Origin of the sequence: Massilia sp. CFBP9012 (assembly GCF_034045115.1) — a bacterium.
Lineage (GTDB): Bacteria > Pseudomonadota > Gammaproteobacteria > Burkholderiales > Burkholderiaceae_D > Telluria.
On the sequence record NZ_JAXCWM010000006.1, the window covers coordinates 102,154 to 123,573 of the forward strand.

Below are 21,420 nucleotides of genomic sequence, written 5' to 3' on the forward strand. Positions count from 1 at the left end.
CGCTTACAGGATCGGCGTGCCGCCCGTGACGGCGATGCGCGCGCCCGAGATATAGCTCGCCTCATTGGACGCCAGCATCACGAACACCGGCGCTACCTCTTTTGGCTGGCCGGCGCGCTTCATCGGCACCTGGCTGCCGAAGTTCTCGACTTCTTCCGGCGGCATGGTCGACGGAATCAATGGCGTCCAGATCGGGCCCGGCGCCACCGAGTTCACGCGGATGCCTTTTTCGGCCAGCAGCTGGGCCAGGCCGGCGCTGAAGTTGGCGATCGCGCCCTTGGTGGTGGCATAGGCCAGCAGGGTGGGTTTGGGATTGTCCGAGTTGATCGAGGTGGTGTTGATGATCGAGGAGCCAGACGCCATATGCTTCACCGCGGCCTTGCAGAGGTGGAACATGGCGGTGATGTTCACCTTGAAGGTGTAGTCCCATTCGTCGTCCGGGATCTCGTCGAGCGAGTCGTGCGACATCTGGAACGCGGCATTATTGACCAGCACGTCGATGCGGCCGAACTCGGCCACCGCCTTGTCGATGATGGCGCGGCAATGGGCGCGGTCGGCGATGTCGCCCGGCACCAGGACGGCGCGGCGGCCGGCTTCCTCGACCAGGCGCGCGGTTTCTTTCGCGTCGTCGTGCTCGTCGAGGTAGGAAATCAGGACGTCGGCGCCTTCGCGCGCGAAAGCCAGCGCCACCGCGCGGCCGATGCCGCTGTCCCCGCCTGTGATGACGGTGGCCTTGTCCTGCAGGCGGCCGGATCCGCGGTAGCTGGTCTCGCCATGGTCGGCTTGCGGGGACAGCGCGGCTTCACGGCCGGGCCATTGCTGTTGTTGCTTGGGAATATCCATCGCTGCGTGCTCCTTGTTGGGCGGTAGAGCACAGGGTGACAGCCTCGGGCCTCAGCTTCCGTTAGCTGCCACACTCTGGGGCCGGATCGGCCGGCGCAATCGGCCACGCGGCATGCCAGACGGCGCGTTTTGAGGTAGGCTTGCGGTATTCGAATAGCAATAATAAGGAGACCCCATGTCCGCCCCCTACGCTACCTCTCAACCCGAACGCAGCTCCATCGACGCCACCCTGGGCCTGGTCGCCCTGGACTTCGGCGCCAACTGGTGCGGCTATTGCCGCGCCGCCGAGCCGCTGATCGACCAGGCGCTGGTCGACTATCCGGCCGCCCGCCACATCAAGGTCGAGGACGGCCCCGGCCGCCCGCTGGGCCGCTCTTTCCGCATCAAGCTGTGGCCGACGGTCGTGGTGCTCAAGGATGGCCAGGAAGTGGCGCGCGTGGTGCGTCCGGTCGACGCCGACGCGGTGCGCCAGGCCCTGGCCCAGGCGGGCGCATGAGCCAGGCGGCGCTGGCAGATCAACCTGCGGCCAACAAACCCCGCACCGTCCTGTTTGCAAGCCTGATCGGCACCACGATCGAGTTCTACGACTTCTACATCTACGCCACCGCCGCGGTGCTGGTGTTTCCGCGCCTGTTCTTTCCGGCCGCCGACCCGGGCGCGGCGGTGCTGCAGTCGCTGGCGACCTTCGCCATCGCCTTCTTCGCACGCCCGATCGGCTCGGCCGTGTTCGGCCACTTCGGCGACCGTATCGGCCGCAAGGCGACCCTGGTCGCAGCCCTGCTCACGATGGGTATCTCGACCATCCTGATCGGCATGCTGCCCACCTATGCCCAGATCGGCGTGGCGGCGCCCCTGCTGCTGGCGCTGTGCCGCTTCGGCCAGGGCCTGGGCCTGGGCGGTGAGTGGGGTGGGGCGGTGCTGCTCGCGACCGAGAACGCGCCGCCGGGCAAGCGCGCGTGGTACGGCATGTTCCCGCAACTGGGGGCGCCGATCGGCTTCTTCCTGTCGGGCGGGGTGTTCCTGCTGCTGGGCGAGTTGATGAACGACGACGCCTTCTTCGCCTGGGGTTGGCGGATTCCCTTCCTGGCCAGCGCCTTGCTGGTGGCGGTCGGCCTGTACATCCGCCTGAAAATCACCGAGACGCCCGACTTCCAGAAAGTGCTGGATCAAAAAGCGCGGGTCAAGGTGCCGATGCTGGCCGTGCTGCGCGACCACCGCCGCGCGCTGGTGCTCGGGACCCTGACCGCCTTGTCGACCTTTGTCATCTTCTACCTGATGACGGTGTTCGCCCTGAGCTGGGGCACGGCGCAGCTGGGCTATACGCGCCAGGAATTCCTGGTGCTGCAGCTGTTCGCGGTGGTGTTCTTCGCGCTCACGATCCCGCCGTCGGCACTGCTGGCCGACAGCCGCGGGCGGCGCAGCGCCATGATGCTGGTGAGCGGCGCGATCGCCGTGTTCGGATTGCTGTACGGGCCGCTGTTCGGCGCCGGCGGCTGGGTCGCGGTCACCCTGTTCATGGTCCTCGGCATGTGCCTCGTCGGTTTTACCTACGGCCCGCTCGGCACCTTGCTGGCCGAGATGTTCCCGCCCGAGGTGCGCTATACCGGCGCCTCGCTCACCTTCAACCTGGCCGGCATCCTCGGCGCGTCGGTGGCGCCCTATATCGCGCTGTGGCTGGCCACGAACCACGGGCTGGAGTACGTCGGCTACTACCTGAGCGGCGCGGCGCTCATCAGCCTGGCCGCCCTGGCGCTGGCCAAGGGCCTGGTGCCATCGCCCGTGCGGTGAGAGAGCGCCGCTTCGGACACCTCGGGGCGCGTGCTCCCACGTCCGCCGACGAGGCCTTCCTCGACGCGCTCTACCTCGACTCCCGTCCAGATCTCGGCGCGCTGCCGGTGCCGCGCGGCGTCATCGAAGGGATCGCGCGCCACCAGCGCGCCATGCAGGTCGAGGACTACGCGCGTCGTTATGCCGCGCTCGAGACCTGGCTGGTGACCGACAGGGAGACCCCAATAGCGCGCGTCGTGCTGGCAGAGGCGGATGGCGCAGTGCGCGTGGTGGACCTGTCGGTGGCGCTGGCCGCACGGCGCAAGGGCATTGCCAGCAGCGTCCTGCACGCGTTGCAAGAGGAGTCCGATCGCATTGCACTGCGAGTGCGTACTGAAAACCTGGCCGCACGCCGGCTCTACGAAGGCCTGGGCTTCACGTTGCTGCAGGCCGACGACGCCACCATGGAGCTCGAGTGGCGCCAAAAGAGGGAGCATCCGGAATGAAATCCGCAGCGTATGTGCGAGATCTACCAGGAGATCCCGCATGGCCGCACCCGCACCGAACGACACACCCAACAAGCCCGGCACCGTCCTCTTCGCCAGCCTGATCGGCACCACGATCGAGTTCTACGACTTCTACATCTATGCCACCGCCGCGGTGCTGGTGTTCCCGCAGCTGTTCTTCCCGGCCAGCGATCCGGGCGCCGCGACCCTGCAGTCACTGGCCACCTTCGCCATCGCCTTCCTGGCCCGTCCCGTCGGCTCGGCCCTGTTCGGCCACTTCGGCGACCGCATCGGCCGCAAGTCGACCCTCGTTGCGGCCCTGCTCACGATGGGCATCTCGACCGTCGTCATCGGCCTCCTGCCCACCTATGCCCAGATCGGGGTGGCGGCGCCACTGCTCTTGGCGCTATGCCGTTTCGGCCAGGGGCTCGGCCTGGGCGGGGAGTGGGGCGGGGCGGTGCTGCTCGCCACCGAGAACGCCCCGCCCGGCAAGCGCGCCTGGTACGGCATGTTCCCGCAACTGGGGGCGCCGATCGGCTTCTTCCTGTCCGGCGCCACCTTCCTGCTGCTGGGAGAGGTGATGAGCGACGAAGCCTTCTTCAGCTGGGGCTGGCGCGTTCCCTTCCTGGCCAGCGCCTTGCTGGTCGCGATCGGCCTGTATATCCGCCTGAAGATCACCGAGACGCCCGACTTCCAGCGGGTGCAGGCGCGCGGCGCCCAGGTGAAAATGCCGATGGTGACGGTGGTGCGCGAGCATGGCCGCACGATGCTGCTGGGCGCGCTGGCGGCGATGGGCGGCTTTGCCTTCTTCTATCTGATGACGGTGTTCGCGCTCACCTGGGGCACGACCCGGATGGGCTTTACGCGCCAGCAGTTCCTGCTGCTGCAGCTGTTCGCGATCGTGTTCTTCGCCCTCACCATCCCCCTGTCGGCGCTGCTGGCCGACCGTCTCGGACGGAGGGTCGCGCTGATGCTGGTGAGCGTGGCGATCGGCAGCTTCGGCCTGCTGTACAAACCGCTGTTCGGCGCCGGTGCCTGGCTGCCGGTGGGGGTCTTCATGGTGCTCGGGATGTCGCTGGTGGGCTTCGTCTATGGCCCGCTCGGCACCTTCCTGGCCGAGCTGTTCCCGGCCGAGGTGCGCTATACCGGCGCTTCACTGACCTTCAATCTCGCCAGCATCCTGGGAGCTTCGGTGGCGCCCTATATCGCGCTGTGGCTGGGCACCAGGTATGGCCTGGCGCAGGTGGGCTACTACCTCAGTGCGGCGTCGCTGCTCAGCCTAACGGCGCTGGTGCTGCTCGGCCGCCAGCGGCGTTAGAACGAATAGACCATCGTCAGCGAGGTCTGGGTATCGGTGTTCTTCTTGTCGTCCGGGACGTTGCTGTCGTTGCGGACGCTGAAGCCGGCCTTCATCTGCATGCTGCCGTTGATCTTGGTGCTGAGCGAGGTCTCGGCCACCGAGTGGGTGTTGCCGGTACCTTTTTCGACGCTGACGGTCTGGGCGAAGAAGGCAGAAGGGCTGACCTGCCAGCGGAATTGGGCCGCGCTACGCACCGTCATGCCTTTTTCTTCTTCATCGTTGTCGCGCACGCCGACCGAATAGCCCGGACCGATCTCGACGTCGAGCGTCTTGTCGGGCGCGGTATACCAGCGCGAGCCATAACCGATGCCGACCGTCGAGTAGCGCGTGTAGGCGCCGAACTTGTCGTCGGTGTGGGACGCCAGCACGAAGGCGCGGCGGCCGTCGCCCAGCAGCTTGAGGGAGGCCTTGGCCGAGGTTGCCCAGCGCTGGGCCGAGCGGCTCTTGACGGGCTCGCCGACTTCGTTTTCGTATTCGTCTTCCTTGAAGTAGCCGCTGGCGATGAACTCATGGCTCCAACGAGTAGTTTCGTGGCGGGCGTCGATCTTGCCCGTCACCGAGGTGCCGTTGGTATTGCCCGAGGTCGTGATCGCGCCCAGTTCGGCGGACGTGAACCAGCCGCCATCCGGAATCGCCGGCATCGCGACCGCCAGCGGCGCATGGACGTCGCCGATTTGAGGAAGATCGGGAGCGGCAAGCGCCGCACCCGGGATGCCAGCCAAGGCCAGCGCCAGGATCGAGAGTGGTTTCATCAGCTTCTAGCGGCCGCATGGGCCGCGCCGTACCGCGTGGCGTGCCCAGGGCGACCGGCCCATCGTTCGTGGATCGTGCGCGACCGTGGTGGTAGCCGCGAGTTGGCGGACATTGTAACGCAAAGACAGCGCGAAGCGATGCAATCAGGCACGAGCCGGGCGCTGTTTAGTAAAGGACGACGCGAACGACCGGTCACTTTTTCGGGACCATTCAGGTGCCTCAGGTGCCAACATAGGCGATCTTGAAAGCGAACAGACCCGCGATCACCCACACCACCGGCTTGACCTCGCGCGCTCGCCCGGTCAGCAGCTTGAGTACCGCATAGCTGATGAAGCCGAAGGCGATGCCCTCGGCGATCGAATAGGTGAACGGCATGCCCAGCGCAGTGACGGCGGCAGGGATGCTCTCGGTACTGTCGCTCCACTCGACGTCGCCCAGGTCGGACAGCATCAGGCAGGCCACGAACAGCAGCGCCGGCGCGGTGGCGTAGGCCGGCACCACGGCGGCCAGCGGGGCGATGAACAGGCAGGCCAGGAACAGCGCGGCCACGGTCAGGGCGGTGAGGCCGGTGCGTCCGCCGGCCTGCACGCCGGACGCGCTTTCCAGGTAGGCGGTGGTGCTGGACGTGCCCAGCACGCTGCCGGCGACGATGGCGCCGCTGTCGGCCAGCAAGGCCTTGTTCAGCCGGTCCATCTTGCCCTCGACCAGCAGGCCGGCGCGACGCGCCACGCCCATCAGGGTGCCGGTGGCGTCGAACAGCTCGACCAGGAAGAACACCAGCACCACATTGAGGATGCCGGCGGCGAGGGCGCCCGGGATGTCGAGCTGGAACATCGTCGGCTCGATCGACGGCGGCAGCGAGAACAGGCCCTGGTAGGTGTTCCCGCCGAAGAAGAAGCTGAGCACCGTCACCAGCACGATGCCGATCAGGATCGCGCCGCGCACCCGCAGCCGGTCCAGCGCCACGATGGCGAAGAAGCCGACCACCGCCATGATCGCGGCAGGCTGGTGCAGGTCGCCGGCCTTGACCAGGGTGGCTTCGTTGGCGACCACGATGCCGGCGTTCTTGAGGGCGATCAGGGCCAGGAACATGCCCAGGCCCACCGTAATCGCGACCCGCATCGAGCGCGGGATGCCGTCCACGATCATGGCGCGCAGGCCCACCATGGTGACCAGGATGAACAGGCAGCCCGAGATGAACACCGCGCCCAGCGCCGCCTGCCAGGGGATGCCCATGCCCAGCACCACGGCGTAGGCGAAATAGGCGTTCAGGCCCATGCCGGGCGCCATCGCGATAGGGTAGTTGGCATACAGGCCCATGATGGCGGTGCCGCCGGCGGCCACCAGGCAGGTGGCCACGAACACCGATTCCTTCGGCATGCCGGCGTCGCCCAGGATCGAGGGATTGACGAAGATGATGTAGACCATCGTCAGGAAAGTAGTCAGTCCGGCCATCATCTCGGTGCGGATGTTGGTCTTGTTTTCGCTGAGTTTGAAGAGACGTTCGAGCATGGGGGACTTTCAGGACGTGTTTTTTGCCCGAAGCATAACACCGGGGCAAGGCGCCTGCAGCCCATGGCGCTACGCCGGGGCGCGTGGCGGTGTTACCATGCCGGCTCGAACCTCCATCCATTCTGTCCACACTATGCCGAAGAACAAGCGTCCCGCACCCCGCACCTCGAACAACACGCGCGAACCCGACACCGAGCGCCAAGCCCGGCTGATGGCCGACATGGCCCTCGAGATCGCCGAACGCGAGGACGAAGCGGCGCAGGGCGGCGAGCAGGCGGAGGCGCTCGCCACCCTGGTGCGCAAGGCGATCCGCAAGAAGCACGACGAGGTGCTGTACGAAGCCATCGAACTGGCGCGCTACACCGATCCCCTGGCCTGCCGCCTGCTGCGCGCGCGCGTGGAAGAAGAAGCCGCCACCCTGCGCATCCGGCGCGAAGACGGCCCCGAATATGAGATCGACGCCTTCCTGGTGCCGCTGTTCGTGCGCAGCCAGGGTGGCCTGGATGCGCGCGAGACTTTCCAGGACGAGGCGGCCTTCGCGGCGCTTGCGTCCAGCTTCCAGGACCATGGCCTGGACAGCAAGAGCGCCAAGCTCGTGCTGCTGCAGCATGCCTACGACCTGGCCGAGATCGACCATATCGCCTACGGCACGCTGCACCTGATGCTGCGCGAAGCCGCCGCTTCGCTGATGGACAAGAAGCTGCAGCCGGCTCCGACCATCGAGGCCAGCATGCGCGGCTGGACCGGCGAGCCGGTGGCGCCCGACGAGACCGCGCTCGAGCTGCGCTTCCTGCTCGGCTTCTCGCTCAAGCGCGCCGACGATCCGTTCTACCGGGTGCCGCGCGACGAGGCGGGCAGCGACGCCTATTTCGCGGCGCGCATGGAGCGCTACCGCGCCTGGACCGAAGCCGTCGCCCCGCTGGTGGCGCGGGTGCTTGCGCGCGAGCCGGATCGCCTGGAACTGAACTTCCTCTACCAGGACCTGTTCTACGGCGCCAAGGAGCAGGGCGTGGCCGAGCTGGCAATGCTCGGCGTGCTGGCTGAGGCCAAGCGCCTGCTGGCGGCCAAGGACCTGGCTCCGGATGCGGTGCACGCCGCAGTGGCGCCGCTCGATATGGGCGAGCACGTGGTACTACGCGCCAACCTGTATGCGATCGACGGCGGCCAACCGTGGGGCAGCGTCGAAAAGCCGGTCGATCTGGCCGCCGACCTGGCCGCCGAGGTCGACGAATTGTGCGATGCACTATTGTCGCTCGGTCTGGAAGGCGTCTCGATCGCGGCCGGTTTCAGCGCCGACGGCCATGCCGAAGGCGCCGAACCCTACCACCCTGCCTGACTCCCCATCTCCCTTCGCCCGCCGGCCAGATCTTTGCGGATCCTGGCCGCCAGGGCGGTAATCGGGCGCTTTCGGCCCCCGATTTCGGTGCAAACAGTAAAGTTTTTGCCGGATTTTCGTAGTGGATTGTCCTGTGTTGGCGTAGGACGCCCCTTACAGAAAATTGCTTGATAGACGGACTCTCACTATGAAGCCCGGCAGTGCCAGGCAATATTTAGTTACATCCGGCGCAATGTTGCTTTGCACAACTGAAAATATTGGGAAAATTGCATGATACGATTCCCTGGTCTGACCGGCTCCCCGTGTGCCGCCACGGCCTTCCGAGAGAGAGAAGAACCGGCCCGGTTGACCTTACCAACAACTAGAGCGCCGCCAAGGCGAAAGGAAATCGACATGCCGACCCTGATCGTGTTTTGCCACCTCCGCTGGGATTTCGTGTTCCAACGCCCACAGCACCTGATGACCCGCCTGGCCGAACACTACAACGTCCTCTTCGTCGAAGAACCGATGCATACCGAAGGCGAGGCGCGCCTGGAAAAGACCATGGTCGCACCGAACATCACCGTGTGCCGCCCGCATACGCCGATCCACCAGTTCGGCTTCCACGACGACCAGTTGCCGACCCTGCAGGTGCTGCTGGCCAGCCTGGTGCCCGAGAACGAAGCGCCGATCGTCTGGTTCTATACCCCGATGGCGCTGCCGCTGCTGCAGGTCTTCAAGCCGTCGAAGGTGATCTACGACTGCATGGACGAACTGGCCATGTTCAAGAATGCGCCGAAACAGCTGCTGCAGCGCGAAAGCGCGCTGCTGAACATCGCCGACGTCGTCTTCACCGGTGGCCCGAGCCTGTACCAGTCGAAACGCGACCGCCACGCCAATGCCCACTGCTTCTCGAGCAGCGTCGACGCCAAGCACTTCCGCCAGGCCCAGGATCGCGCCATCTCGCACCCGGACCAGGCCCACATCGCGCATCCGCGCCTGGGCTTCTATGGCGTGATCGACGAGCGCTTCGACGTCGACCTGGTCTCGAGCATGGCCGATGCTCACCCTGAATGGCAGATCGTGCTGGTCGGCCCGGTCGTCAAGATCGACCCGGCGACCTTGCCGAAACAGCCGAACGTCCATTACATGGGCCAGCGCACTTATGACCAGCTGCCGCAGTTCCTGGCCGGCTGGGACGTCTGCCTGCTGCCGTTCGCGATGAACGATTCGACCAAGTTCATCAGCCCGACCAAGGTGCTCGAATACATGGCGGCCGAGCTGCCATGCGTGTCGACCCCGATCACCGACGTCAAGGTGCCGTATGGCGACGTGGTGGAGATCGCCGAATCGCACGCCGACTTCATCGCCGCCTGCGAGCGCCAGCTGGCGCTGGGCGACGAGCAGCGCCAGGCCATGACGCGCCGCATGCGCGAAGTGGTGGCCGGCACCTCGTGGGACCTGACCGCCAGCCGCATGCACGAGCTGATCGGCAACGCCGTCGCGGGCAACAAGGTCGAGCGTTTCTTTGCCAACAGCCAGGAAGCGGTGCGTGTGCCGGCGGAGCAGTTGCCGGTGGCGCAAGTAGGCTAATTGCAGCCACGCCGGTAAAACCGGCCCGCACACTAAGCACGTCGTTACTGCCACTGGCAGTAACGACTCCCCGCGCAGGCGGGGACCCAAGGTACTTAGCCTGGCCACTACATCGAACGTAGCAGCTGCGCGAAGGAATTGGGTCCCCGCCTTCGCGGGGACGACGTTTTTACGCTAACAAAAGAAGTTGGCACGTGCGGAAGTTGGCGCCTGCAGAGCGCCATGAATCACACCCTCCTGAGCACTTCCTCGATCGCCTCCACCGTCGCCGGCTTGGTCAGGTGTTCGTCGAACCCGGCTGCCTTGGTCCTGGCGCGATCGGCTTCGCCGCCCCAGCCCGTCAGCGCCACCAGCCGGATGCCCGCCAGGCGGGCGTCTTCACGAATCGCCGCCGCCACCTCGTAGCCGGACATACCCGGCATGCCCAGGTCAAGGAACACCACGTCGGGCATCAGGCTGGGCAGCATGCGCAGCGCCTGGCGGCCGTCGTTGGCTACCGGGGCGCGGTGGCCCATCATATTGAGCAGGGCGGCCAGGGTTTCGGCCGCGTCGCGGTTGTCGTCGACCACCAGCACATTGCGGCCTGGCGCCACGGCCTCGGATGCGTTCCCGAGCGTCCCGGCCGCGTCGGCAGGCAGCGCTGCATGTGCACCGGCCTCGAGCGGCAGGCGTACCGTGAAAGTGCTGCCGGCATTGGTGCCGGCGCTGGCGGCGCTCACGCTGCCGCCATGCAGCTCGACCAGGCTGCGCACCAGCGACAGGCCGATGCCCAGCCCGCCGGATCCAGGCTGCTGCGCCTGGCCGACCTGGGTGAACATGCGGAACACCTCTTCCAGCGCCTCGGGCGCGATGCCGATCCCGTTATCTGTCACCGTCACCACCGCCTGCCCACCGTCGCGCCTGGCCTCGAGCGCGATGCGGCCGCCCTTGGGCGTGTAGCGCGCCGCATTGTTCAGCAGATTGCTCACCACCTGGGTCAGGCGGGTCGGATCGGCCTCGAGCACGAGTGCTTCGTGCGGCAGGCGCAGGTCGAACGCATGGCGCGCCGCCTCTATCAGCGGCATGCTGGTCTCGACCGCGGCCGTCAGGATCGTCGACAGGTCGACCCGCTCGAGCCGCAGCTCGACCTGGCCGCGCGTGATGCGCGCCACATCCAGCAGGTCGTCGACCAGGTTCACCAGGTGGTCGAGCTGGCGCTCCATGATGTCGTGCACGCGGGTCACAGCGTCGCGGTCGGCCGGCGAGCGCCGGATGAACTGCAGCCCGCTGCGGATCGGCGCCAGGGGATTTCTCAGCTCGTGCGCCAGCGTGGCGAGGAACTCGGTCTTGAGGCGGTTGGCTTCGGACAGGTCGGCCGCCATGCGGCGCAGCGCAGCCTCTGACTGACGCCGTTCGGTGATGTCGGTGAACAGCACCGCGACCCGGTGGCTCTCGGCCGGTCCCAGCCGCGTCGCATGCACGTCGTACCAGCGGTTCAGGCCCTGCGCTTCGTTCTCGAAGCGCACCGCCTCCCCGGTTTGCGCCACCCGGCCATAGATGTCGAACCAGTGCTGCTCGTGGGCAGGCACGATCTGGCGGATCGTCTTGCCCACCGCGTCGACCAGGCCCGTATGCTTGACGAAGGCCGGATTGGCCTCGATGAACAGGTAGTCGCAGGGCTTGCCGTCGGCATCGTAGATCATGTCGATCACGCACAGTCCCTCGTCGATGGAGTCGAACACGGTACGGTAGCGTTCTTCGGTGGCGTGCAGCTGCTGCTCGGCCTCGCGCTGGCGAGTAGCGTCCATCACCACGCCGTGCACCTCGCGCGGCGCGCCATGGTCGTCGTACTCGACGTGGCCGCGCGCGATCATCCAGCGCCAGCCGCCGCCGGCGGCGCGGATGCGGTAGGTGGCGGCGTAGGCGCCTTCGCCGTCGATGGCCGCATTGATCAGGGCGACGGTCGGTGCGACGTCGTCCGGGTGGAAGGCCGCCAGGTAGGTGGCCAGCGGCGTGTCGAGGCGCCGCTCCTGCGGCACGCCGAACAGCGCCGCCATGCGGGCGTCGGCCTCGACCCGGTCGGGCACGATGTCCCACGACCAGGTGCCCAGCTCGGCGGCTTCGATGATGCGCTGCAGGCGTGACCGAGTCTGCTCGAGTTCGGTTTCGGCGCGGTGGCGTTCGAACTGGCTGGTAAACGCGTCGATGTAGAAGCGCGCCTTGGCGCGCAGGATCGTGGGCGAGAGCGGTTCGGTGAGCACGGCGATGGCGCCGGCGTCGTACAGCAGTTCCTGGGGGAAGGGCAGGGGTTGCGGCAGGCCCAGCGCCACGATCGGGGTGCGGTTCGAGCGCGGGTTGGCGCGCACCGCGCGCACCGTCTCGAGCATGCCCTCGGCATCGCCCGAATAGCCGACCAGGATCAGCGCGAAGTCGCCCGTGCGCGCCTTGTCCAGGCCGTCGGCCGGGGTGGTGGCCCGCACGATGTCCTGTTCCAGTTCACGCGAGACCTGGTTGACGATCGGATCGTCGATCGCGCGCTTGCAGATGAAGAGAACGCTCCCGTGGCTGCCGTGCGGTATGGTGTCATTCAAGGTGATCGTAGCCCGATAATATAGTTATTTCGGCAATCTAAGTGCGGAGCCGGGCCGTGTCAACGATTTTGCGCCATTCCGGTGCATCGATCCTACGATTTGTCGGGCACCTGCTGCGACGGCACCGGCGTGCGTAGTGCCTCGGGAATGGCATCGGCGATGCCCTGCGACGGGGCCTGGCCGATCCTGCGCGCCTCGTCCGACTGCTGGTCGAGGTTCACTTCCTCGGCCACGTCGAAGCGGCCGTCTTCGGCGCCTTCGTCGCCCGGCAACAGATTGTCGGAACGGTTGTCCTGGCCGCCGCCGGGAACCGGCGCATCCTGCTTGCGGTCTGAGTGTTCGGGAGTGCTCATGCTTGCCTCCATGGTGTATTTGGCATGCCCCGATTATGGCGCAGCGCCACCGCGCCAGGCGCACGCCAGCGGTGGCGCGGTCATGGGCGGCGCTTCTTGCGCGGCAGGTTTTTTTCCAGAATGGCCCACAAGATCAAGCCATAGGCCAGCAGCCTGATCAGGTAGTGCAGGGGAGAGTCCTCGCCGCCGCCATCTCGCATTACGGCGTACACGCGGTGCAAGCCCTCGATCGCGAACGACAGGGCGAAATACAGGAAGAAACGGTCGCCGCTGGCGCGCCAGAAGCGCAAGAAGAACAGGGCGATGATCAGGGAAGCCATGGCGATGGCGCCGGCCAGCATATGGGTCATCGCCTCAGTCCTTCTCGTAGATCAGGCCGTAGAGCAGGAGCAGGCAGGCCACCAGCGCGCTGGCCTGGCGCCATGGCAGCAGGTCGACCTCGGTCGGGAATACGACCTTGTCCAATAACAGCAAAAAATTATTCAAGGTCATGCCCGCGAAACAGGCGCCGCTCCAGAACAGGAGCCGGAGGCGCGTGCGCCGGTAGCCGGCGAACAGCAGCACGGCGCAGCTCAGCGAGGTCAGCATGCAGAGGGTATAGATCACTTCGCCCATATCACATCGTCCCGAAGGTAATGCTCGTTATTCTTGTCGGCGCCTGGCGCCCGCTCATTGAGACTGATTATTGCTTCAGTTTATTGCATACAACCCAGCTTGTTACCAACCCGATCTCATTCGTCCTTGCGTAGGCGGAAGGCATCGGCGAACTGCCAGGCCTGACGCTCGAGGCTGGAGTGGATCAGGTGGGTGACGTCCACCAGTTGCCGCGCGTACAGGTCGGCCAGGCGGTCGATGCGTTCGCGCAGGGTCTCGCTGACGGGCTCGTAGCGGTAGCAGTGGGCGACGGGTGGACCGCAGGATTGCGCAATGCCCGCCGTGCACAGGTCGGCCAGCAGCTGGCTCGCCACGCGCTCACGGATATAGAGCCGGCTGGCCAGCATCGCGCTCTCCCACTGCTGGGTGGGGTCGGCGCGCAGCAGGAGCAGGGCTTCCAGGAAGGGCACGGAGGGTATGCTCGTCAGCACGAAACGGCGTAGATCCTCCGGGATCGGCAGGTGGGTCATACGTAGTGGATTTGTTTCCCAAATGGAAAATCTTATTGAGAAAGCGATAATTTTAAAACATTCCACGTGGAATTGCTCGCGCAATCGTGCGCGCCCATGCACGCAAAATTGATACTCAGGAGCACATGCTCAGCTAAAATGCGCGCTTTCTTCACCATGGCCCACCGATCATGCTTCGCTCCACCCTGGGCAGACTCCTCGCCCGCATCGCCGTCGCCGGCGCCCTGATTGCCGCCGGCGCGGCCCAGGCCGCCAGTTGCCCGATCCACTACCTCGATGGCCGTGCGCCCGAGATCCACAACCAGAAACTGGCCACCGCCACCCGCGAACTGTGCTATGGCGTGTTCGGCGTCGTGCATTCGGGCGTGACCCGCACGCCGCTGTGGTCGGCCGAACACGTGAGCGCCGAAAACCTCAAGCGCGCCCAGGGCCTGGACCGCGACGACAAGTTCCACGCCGAGCAGCGCCTGCCGCGCGGCCAGCGCGCCGAGCTGTCGGACTATGCGCGCAGCGGCTTCGACCGCGGCCACCTGGCGCCGAACGCGAACATGCCCGACCGCCGCACCCAGCGCGAAAGCTTTTCGCTGGCCAATATGGTCCCGCAAGACCGCGACCACAACCGCCACATCTGGGCGCCGATCGAGGGCGCGGTGCGCACCATGGCGAAGAAGGAAGGGGAGCTGTACGTGATCACCGGCCCGGCCTTCCTCGGCGCCAGCCTCAAGAAAGTCGGCAATGTGATCGTGCCGAGCCACCTGTACAAGGTAGTGTACAGTCCGCGCCAGAAGCTGGCGGCGGCCTGGTTCACCGAGAACCGCGCCAATGCGCCCATCAATGTGGTGCCGGTGGCCGAACTGGAGCGCATCGTCGGCATCGAGCTGCTGCCTTCGCTGTCGACGAAGGAAAAGGAACGCATGCTGCGCCTGCCCAAGATCAAGCAGCGCAAGAACCGATCGTAAAGGAAAGCCATGAGCAAGAAGAAACCTGCCGCCTTCACCCCGTTCGCCAACGAAGCCGACGTCGCCGGCATCGGCGACCTGATGCTGGAAAACCGGGTCGACCGCATCACGATTTCGGGCGACGTCGACCTGACCGCCGACATGCCCGGGCTGGACAAGGCGCGTCGCCTGCACGCGCTGTTGGGTGAGATCGTGGCCGCGCTCGAGGCGCGCGAGCTGCCCGACGCGCTGCCGCCGCCCGAGATCAAGACCATCGATAACCCGTTCGCCTGACCCCGGCGCACCGGTTCCGGTGCGCTGTCCATGCCGGGTGAACTCCCGGCATTTCCCTCCTTGTCGTCCTGCTCCTACGCACCCATCCGGACCTGGTCTGACGCCGCATTTCGCTTTGTCCCGACATAAATTTCCAACGGTCAATGGTGCGCGAGCCCCATCAGTATTGGAGTAATCTTGACAACAAAGCGCACAAGCAGCGGCACCTTCGCCGCCGGCGCCAGTACCACTATTTTTTCGGAGGAACGACCATGCAACATACTCTTGTCGCGGTGTTCGACAACCGCACCGATGCGCAGAACGCGATGAACGAACTGCTGTCGTCAGGCTTCACCCGGACCGACGTCCGCCTGTCCAACGCCGACCCGACCGGCCAGACCGACAGCCTGACCGGCCGTTCCGACCTCAACACCGAACGCAGCCATGATGGCGATACCGGCATCACCGCCAGCATCAAGAATTTCTTCAGTGACCTGTTTGGCTCGGATAACGCCGAACACGTGAGCCGCTACGAGGGCGCCGTCACCCGCGGCCACCACGTGCTGACCCTGGTCGCGAGTTCGCTGCCGGAAGTCGAGCGCGGCGCCGACATCGTCGAGCGCTACGGCCCGACCGATATCGACGAGAACACCACCGGCACCCCGGACCTCGCAACGGGCGGCATCAGCGCCGGCGCCATGCGCATGGGCAGCAGCACCGGCATGCAGCAATCGTCGTCGATGTCGGCCCAGTCCGGTTCGCTCGGCAACGTCCAGGCGGCGCCGACACCCAGGCTCGACAATCCGGGCGAACGTGAACTGTTCCAGCAAGGTTCCCTGAACCAGGGCCAGACCGTGGGCGGCACCCACCAGGAATCCCTGGGCACCAGCGGCCTGACCGCCACCGGCGGCACCTCGCTGCAAAGCTCGACCCTGCGCGACGACCCGGTGCAGAATGCGCCGTTCGACAGCAGCCAGCAGGGCGGCCTGTCGGCCGGCAGCGCGCAGCTGGACAACGACCGCATCGCGGCCCAGGGGTCGAACCTGGGCTCGACCGCGTCGGCGGGCAGCACCTCGTCGCTCCAGGGTTCGGCCCTGGACGGCTCGATCCGCAGCGACTCGCTGCAGCGCGACACGCAAGCCGGCTCGCTGTCGGGCGGCGCCTCGAGCCTGGACAAGCAGCGCAGCGGCGTGCGCATCTTCTCGCGCGGCCAGTCCGACGCTGCGCTGGGCCTGGGCGGCAGCGCCGGTTCGGCGTCGAGCACCATGGGTTCGGACGACGACGACGGCTATTACCGCAACCATTTCAACACCACCTACGGCGCCACCGGCGCGGCCTACGACGACTACCTGCCGGCCTACAGCTACGGCAGCGAAGCCGCACGCAGCGGCCGCTACACCAACCGCGCCTGGGACGACATCGAAACCGACCTGCACAGCGACTGGGACAGCCGCTACGCCAACGGCGGCGAACCATCGACCTGGGAAAAAATGAAGGCCGCGGTGCGCCACGGCTGGGAACGCATGACCCGCGACGATGACGACGACCTGTACCGCGGCCACTACGACAGCACCTATGCGTCCAGCGGCACCAGGTTCGAGGAGCTGAAACCGGCCTATGCCTACGGCAGCGAAGCGCGCCGCAGCGAGCTGTATCGCAACCAGCCGTGGGACGACGTCGAAGGCACCCTGCGCACCGGCTGGGACAACCGCATCGACGGCACCCGCGACTTCAGCACCACCGGCAGCGACACCAGCGAACCGTCGGCTTGGGACCGCGTCAAGAACGCGGTCCGCCACGGCTGGGACCGCATGACCGACGACAACGACGACGACGTCTACTACCGCAACCACTGGAACACGACCTACGGCGCCGCCGGCGGCGCGTACGACGAGTACCGCCCGGCCTACAGCTACGGTTCGGAAATGGCGCGCAATGACCAGTACCGCGGCCGCAGCTGGGACGCGGTCGAGACCGACCTGCGCAGCGACTGGGATCGCCGCTATCCGGGCGATGGCGGTCCGTCGACCTGGGACAAGATGAAATCGGCCGTGCGTCGCGGCTGGGACCGTATGACCGACGACGATAACGACGCCTATTACCGCAATCACTGGAACTCGGTCTACGGCGCCGGCGGCGAGGCGTATGACGAATACCGTCCGGCCTACAGCTACGGTTCGGAGATGGCGCTCAACGACAAGTACCGCGGCCGCCCGTGGAACGACGTCGAAACCGACCTTCGCAGCGATTGGGATACCCGTTATCCGGGCGAGCAGTCGACGTGGGAAAAGATGAAATCGGCCGTGCGTCACGGCTGGGATCGGATGATGCGTTGAGCGTTTAAAGGCGAACTTCAGGAGTTGCGATAAATTCGTCTCCTGGAGTTGCATCTTGCACGTCGTTACTGCCACTGGCAGTAACGACTCCCCGCGAAGGCGGGGACCCAAGCTTGCAGCACCGCTCCTGCCGGATTTGCTACAACGCTGACAAACTTGGGTCCCCGCCTTCGCGGGGACGACGTTTTTGGGCTAACTTACTTGGCAAACACCTCGGCTGCCGGCGTGATCTTCACCGCCTCCGGCTTGATGTTCAATTTCATCTCACCGATCTGCTTGTCCTCGTCCAGCAAGGCCTGCGGCTTGTTGGCGTCGTACTTGATCGGCGAGAAGGCATCGCTCACCAACGCCTGTTTCAGGCCGGCCGCATCCTTGGTGATGATTACCACCGACAGGTTCTTGGCCGACAGGTGCTTCTTGATCGCCGCATTGACGTCGGCCGCGCTCAGCTTTGCCAGGGCGTCGCGCATCAGGGAGGTGAAGCCCGGCGTGCCATACCACTGCGAATCGAGCGCATAACCCAGCTGCTGGTCCTGGGTCGCGGTCATCACGAACACGTTCTTCATCAGATAGTCGCGGGTGGTCTCGAAGTCGGCCTGGCTGATGCCCGCGTCGACCATCTTGCCCAGCTCGTGCAGCGCCACGCGCAGCGCGAAGTGGCCGTTCTGCGGCGCCACCGGGCGGATCCATACCTCGAACAGCTGCGCCTTGCGGCCCAGGTTGGGGTTCGGGAAGAACTGGAACATCCCGCGCGGGAAGGCTTCGATGTACGCGTAGTCGCCGTAGTTCATGCCGCGCTCTTCGCGGATGCGCTGGTACAGGTGGGCGCTCGAGGAGCGGTGTTCGCCGAACCAGGTCTTGGCCAGCCACAGGGCGGCGAAGTCCGGGTGCGTGCGCGTGACTTCGAGCGGCAGGCCGAACGACATCGCGGTAGCGCGGGTGTTCTTTTCGACGATTTCCACCTCCAGGCCAGTCGGCATGCGGCCTTTCGGCACGCTCGTGGCAGGCAGGCCCGCGCCTTGCGGCAGGCGCGCCAGCTGCGCCTTGAGCGAAGCCGTCATCGCATCCGACACATCGCCCGAGATGCCGACCTTCACCGCGCCACGGGTATAGGCCCTGGCGTAGAAGGCTTTCACGTCGTCGAGGGAGATGGCGTCGATGCCGGCGACGGTGCCCAGCACCGGATGACCGTAGCCGGTGCCGGCGAACACATTCGCCTGCAGCCGCTCCTTGCCGAACTCTTCCTCGTTATTGTCCTTCAGGTCCAGCACCAGGGCGTTACGCTGGGCGTCCTTCAGGCGCCGGAAATCCTCCTCGCGAAAGCCCGGGTCGGTCAGCAGCGGCATGGCGATATTGAGATACTCTTCCCAGTTGTCCTTGTGGATGGTGCCGGTGAAGGTCGTCATCTCCTTGTCGGTCTGCTCGGTGAGGCTGCCGGCCATCGGGAACAGCGCCTTGGTCACCTCGTCGATCTTGCGCTCGCGAGAACCGCTCGAGGCCACCATCGCGGCGGTCAGGGCGGCCAGGCCTTCCTTGCCTTTCGGGTCGTGGGCCGAGCCGGCGGCGAACAGCAGCTTGAAGCGGATCTGCGGCAGCGCCGACTTCTGCACCAGCACGTCGAATTTCGCATCGCTTGCCTGAGGAGCGAACGACGCCAGCTTCGGCAGCTGCTCGATGCCCTTCGGCAGCGCGTCATGCGACAGGGTGGTGACCACCATGCTGTCGTCGACCAGGTATTTACGCGCGGCGGCCTGCAGGTCGGCCGGGCTCAAGCTGTCGATCGCCCGGTAGTAGCCGTTCAGGGTGCCGTACGAGCGCTCGAAGTGCACATAGGAAGCCAGGGTCGAGGCGATCGCCTCGGTATTGTCGAGCGAGCGGATCAGGCCATACTTCTGGGCCGACTTGGCGGCTTCGAGTTCCTGGGCGCTCACCGGTTCGTCGCGCAGCTTCGCCACCGTCTGCAGGATGGCGTCGCGCACCATCAGGGCGTCCGCCGGATTCTTCACGCGCGCGCCGATGGTGGCCAGGGCCGGATCGACCCGGTTCGGGGTGAAGTCGAACAGCTGGTCGACCTTTTGCTCGTCCTGCACCAGGCGCTTGTACAGCGGCGAGGTGCGGCCAAAGCTCAGCGACAGCGCCATCGACAGCGCCGCCTGCTCCTTCTGCTGGGCGACGAAGCTCGGGGCGCGGTAGGCGACCGTCACCAGCGGCAGGGTCGGTGTCTGCCAGGCCACGTGGCGGTACTGGGCGCCGCGCGGCGCCGGTTCGACCGGCACGTTCGACTTGAAGGTGCCGCGCTTCCAGCCGGCCCAGTATTTCTCGACCATGGCGATCGCCTTCGACGGCTCGACGTCGCCGGCGATGATGATGGTGGTCTTTTCAGGACGATACCAGCGATCGAAGAAGACCTTCGAATAATCGTACTGGTTGGGCATGTCCTCGATGTCCTTGAGGAAGCCCATCGTGGTGTGCTTGTAGGTGTGGGTTGTGTAGGCGGCGTCGCGCTGCACCTCGAACAGCTTCGACATCGGATTCGCGCTGTTCTTGTTGTATTCGCCCAGCACGGCGCGCGATTCGGTCTTGAAGGCCTCGACCGGATACGACAGGTGCTGGAAGCGGTCGGCCTCGACCTTCAGCACCGTCTCCAGGTCCTGCTTGGCGAAGGTGGTGTAGTAATTGGTCAGGTCGTCGCTGGTATACGCGTTCTGGCGCGCGCCGGCCTTCGTGATTACTTCCTGGTATTTTTCCGGCGGGTAGGTCGGCGTCCCGCGGAACATCATGTGCTCGAAGAAGTGGGCAAAGCCCGACTTGCCCGGCTCGACTTCATTGCGCGAACCGGTCTGCACCGGGATATGCACCGAGACCAGGTTCGGGAAGCCGGTCGGCACCACGATGACCTTCAGGCCGTTGGGAAGCAGTTTTTCGGTGGCCTTGAACGGCAGCACGTCGCCACCGGTGGCCGGCTTGGCAGTCGCAGCGGCAGGAGCGGCATTGGCGGCGCCGGCCAGGACCACGCCGGAAATCAATGTCGCGAGCGTGGTGCGCGACAGGGTCGATTGGAACACGATGTCTCCTTGGGAAATAGACAATCGCGAAGGATAGTCTATCCGCCAAGGAATGAACAGCCGCAGGACTACCGATGAATACCCGTGTTTACGCGGCTTCCGACATCGGCAGGCTGATGCGGTTGCGCCCCAGGTGCTTGGCGCGGTACAGGGCGGCGTCGGCGATCGCGACCAGCTGGCTGGCGTGGCTGTCGGGCCCGGCGATGGCGGTGGCGGCCCCGATCGACACCGTCACGTGGCCGGCGGCGAAGCGGCACGGCAGTTGCAGCTGTTCGACCCGGCAGCGGATGCGCTCGGCCACGATGGCGGCGCCTTTCAGCGACTGATTGGGCAGGATCACGGCGAATTCCTCGCCACCGTAGCGCGCCACCAGGTCGTTGGCCCGCATCTCGCTGGCCACGGCGCGCGCCACCCGTTTCAGGCATTCGTCGCCACCCAGGTGGCCGTGGGCGTCGTTATAGGACTTGAAGTTGTCGACGTCCACCATCAGCAGCGACAGCGGCTGCATCTGGCGCAGCGCGCGCGTCCATTCCTCATGCAAGGTGTCGTCAAAGCAGCGCCGGTTGGCCAGGCCCGTCAGGCCGTCGCGCGTGGCCAGCTGCTCGAGCGCGATCTGCGCCATCTTGGCGTCGGTAAGATCGCGCAGGGTCTCGACCACCGCCGACAGCTGGCCGCTGGCATTGAAGATCGGGCTGGCGTCGGCCGCCAGGTAGCGGCGCCGGCCGGCGCGCGGCATGTCGCACCAGCTCTCGATCGACAGGGGGCTGGGGGAGCGGCCGTCCATCCCCGAGGGAAGCCGAGCCTCGTCGCGCCGGCCCTTGAGCACCATGTCGGCCAGGGTGGGGCGCTGGATTTCATAAAAACTGCGCCAGTGGTCGCCGGTGCCGAGCACCTCGGGCGCCGGCACGCCCGTCAGCTCCTCGCAGGCGCGGTTCCAGATCATGACGCGGGCATCGGTGCCCAGCACGAATACCGGCACCGACAGGCTTTCCATCAACTGCCCCACGAATGCCACGTCCTGGACCAGGTCTGTCGGGCCTGTGCCTTTGCTGGGTGCGCTCATGAGCCGTCCTCTGTGGTTGCGGTATCGGAAGGCGACAACTGGAGTTGCC

At 66.0% G+C, this 21,420-nt stretch carries 19 protein-coding genes; 9 read left to right on the forward strand and 10 right to left on the reverse strand.

Annotated features, from left to right (window positions below; all coding sequences use genetic code 11):
- Nucleotides 1–3: 3 nt before the first annotated feature.
- Entirely contained in the window at nt 4–843 is an 840-nt protein-coding gene (locus SOM61_RS11430) for a glucose 1-dehydrogenase (RefSeq protein ID WP_320474210.1), read from the reverse strand.
- Between the two features lie 175 nt (nt 844–1,018).
- Between SOM61_RS11430 and SOM61_RS11435 the strand changes: the two genes are divergently transcribed.
- Genes SOM61_RS11435 through SOM61_RS11450 form a run of 4 tightly spaced genes read left to right on the forward strand, consistent with a single transcriptional unit; the run spans nt 1,019 to nt 4,434 of the window.
- Complete coding sequence (locus SOM61_RS11435) at nt 1,019–1,339, forward strand: thioredoxin family protein (protein ID WP_320474211.1); 321 nt, start codon at nt 1,019–1,021, stop codon at nt 1,337–1,339.
- Entirely contained in the window at nt 1,336–2,631 is a 1,296-nt protein-coding gene (locus SOM61_RS11440; RefSeq protein WP_320474212.1) for an MFS transporter, read from the forward strand. The genes SOM61_RS11435 and SOM61_RS11440 overlap by 4 nt, the downstream gene beginning before the upstream one ends.
- The gene (locus SOM61_RS11445) at nt 2,628–3,116 is read left to right on the forward strand and encodes a GNAT family N-acetyltransferase (RefSeq protein ID WP_320474213.1); all 489 of its coding nucleotides are present in this window, start codon (nt 2,628–2,630) and stop codon (nt 3,114–3,116) included. The genes SOM61_RS11440 and SOM61_RS11445 overlap by 4 nt, the downstream gene beginning before the upstream one ends.
- A 40-nt stretch (nt 3,117–3,156) precedes the next feature.
- A complete protein-coding gene (locus SOM61_RS11450) occupies nt 3,157–4,434 on the forward strand; it encodes an MFS transporter (protein WP_320474214.1) in 1,278 nt (425 codons plus the stop codon).
- On the opposite strand, the gene SOM61_RS11455 is transcribed toward SOM61_RS11450, so the two are convergent.
- Together SOM61_RS11455 and SOM61_RS11460 are read right to left on the reverse strand one after the other, a co-directional pair.
- Nucleotides 4,431–5,228 carry a DUF481 domain-containing protein gene (locus SOM61_RS11455; RefSeq protein WP_320474215.1) on the reverse strand — a complete coding sequence of 266 codons (798 nt, stop codon included), beginning with the start codon at nt 5,226–5,228 and terminating at the stop codon, nt 4,431–4,433. The two genes, SOM61_RS11450 and SOM61_RS11455, sit on opposite strands and share 4 nt — an antisense overlap.
- Before the next feature lie 220 nt (nt 5,229–5,448).
- Nucleotides 5,449–6,741, reverse strand: a complete 1,293-nt coding sequence (locus SOM61_RS11460) for an NCS2 family permease (RefSeq protein ID WP_320474216.1) — start codon at nt 6,739–6,741, stop codon at nt 5,449–5,451.
- A 133-nt stretch (nt 6,742–6,874) separates the two neighbouring features.
- On the opposite strand from SOM61_RS11460, the gene SOM61_RS11465 reads away from it, so the two are divergent.
- Both SOM61_RS11465 and SOM61_RS11470 read left to right on the forward strand, forming a co-directional pair.
- Nucleotides 6,875–8,077 carry a hypothetical protein gene (locus SOM61_RS11465; protein ID WP_320474217.1) on the forward strand — a complete coding sequence of 401 codons (1,203 nt, stop codon included), beginning with the start codon at nt 6,875–6,877 and terminating at the stop codon, nt 8,075–8,077.
- Between the two features lie 393 nt (nt 8,078–8,470).
- The gene (locus tag SOM61_RS11470) at nt 8,471–9,649 is read left to right on the forward strand and encodes a glycosyltransferase (RefSeq protein WP_320474218.1); all 1,179 of its coding nucleotides are present in this window, start codon (nt 8,471–8,473) and stop codon (nt 9,647–9,649) included.
- A 227-nt stretch (nt 9,650–9,876) separates the two neighbouring features.
- Here the strand turns inward: SOM61_RS11470 and SOM61_RS11475 are convergent, their stop codons facing one another.
- The 5 genes from SOM61_RS11475 to SOM61_RS11495 form a co-directional block, all read right to left on the reverse strand.
- Nucleotides 9,877–12,219 (reverse strand): ATP-binding protein, encoded by a 2,343-nt coding sequence (locus SOM61_RS11475; protein ID WP_320474219.1) that lies wholly within the window; start codon nt 12,217–12,219, stop codon nt 9,877–9,879.
- Between the two features lie 92 nt (nt 12,220–12,311).
- Nucleotides 12,312–12,572 carry a hypothetical protein gene (locus tag SOM61_RS11480; RefSeq protein ID WP_320474220.1) on the reverse strand — a complete coding sequence of 87 codons (261 nt, stop codon included), beginning with the start codon at nt 12,570–12,572 and terminating at the stop codon, nt 12,312–12,314.
- An 80-nt stretch (nt 12,573–12,652) separates the two neighbouring features.
- Nucleotides 12,653–12,922: a DUF5985 family protein gene (locus SOM61_RS11485; RefSeq protein ID WP_320474221.1), complete on the reverse strand. Its 270-nt coding sequence runs from the start codon at nt 12,920–12,922 to the stop codon at nt 12,653–12,655.
- A gap of 4 nt (nt 12,923–12,926) precedes the next feature.
- Nucleotides 12,927–13,187: a DUF5985 family protein gene (locus SOM61_RS11490; protein WP_320474222.1), complete on the reverse strand. Its 261-nt coding sequence runs from the start codon at nt 13,185–13,187 to the stop codon at nt 12,927–12,929.
- A 116-nt stretch (nt 13,188–13,303) separates the two neighbouring features.
- Nucleotides 13,304–13,636 carry a hypothetical protein gene (locus tag SOM61_RS11495; protein WP_229493666.1) on the reverse strand — a complete coding sequence of 111 codons (333 nt, stop codon included), beginning with the start codon at nt 13,634–13,636 and terminating at the stop codon, nt 13,304–13,306.
- 230 nt (nt 13,637–13,866) lie between these two features.
- Between SOM61_RS11495 and SOM61_RS11500 the strand changes: the two genes are divergently transcribed.
- From SOM61_RS11500 to SOM61_RS11510, 3 genes are all read left to right on the forward strand, one after another.
- Entirely contained in the window at nt 13,867–14,655 is a 789-nt protein-coding gene (locus SOM61_RS11500) for a DNA/RNA non-specific endonuclease (protein ID WP_320474223.1), read from the forward strand.
- A 9-nt stretch (nt 14,656–14,664) separates the two neighbouring features.
- Nucleotides 14,665–14,928, forward strand: a complete 264-nt coding sequence (locus SOM61_RS11505; protein WP_320474224.1) for a hypothetical protein — start codon at nt 14,665–14,667, stop codon at nt 14,926–14,928.
- A gap of 251 nt (nt 14,929–15,179) precedes the next feature.
- Nucleotides 15,180–17,243: a general stress protein gene (locus SOM61_RS11510; protein ID WP_320474225.1), complete on the forward strand. Its 2,064-nt coding sequence runs from the start codon at nt 15,180–15,182 to the stop codon at nt 17,241–17,243.
- Nucleotides 17,244–17,440: 197 nt separating this feature from the next.
- On the opposite strand, the gene SOM61_RS11515 is transcribed toward SOM61_RS11510, so the two are convergent.
- Complete coding sequence (locus SOM61_RS11515; RefSeq protein ID WP_320474226.1) at nt 17,441–20,308, reverse strand: M16 family metallopeptidase; 2,868 nt, start codon at nt 20,306–20,308, stop codon at nt 17,441–17,443.
- 88 nt (nt 20,309–20,396) lie between these two features.
- On the reverse strand, nt 20,397–21,371 hold the full coding sequence (locus tag SOM61_RS11520) for a sensor domain-containing diguanylate cyclase (protein WP_320474227.1): 975 nt from the start codon (nt 21,369–21,371) through the stop codon (nt 20,397–20,399).
- Nucleotides 21,372–21,420 lie beyond the last annotated feature (49 nt).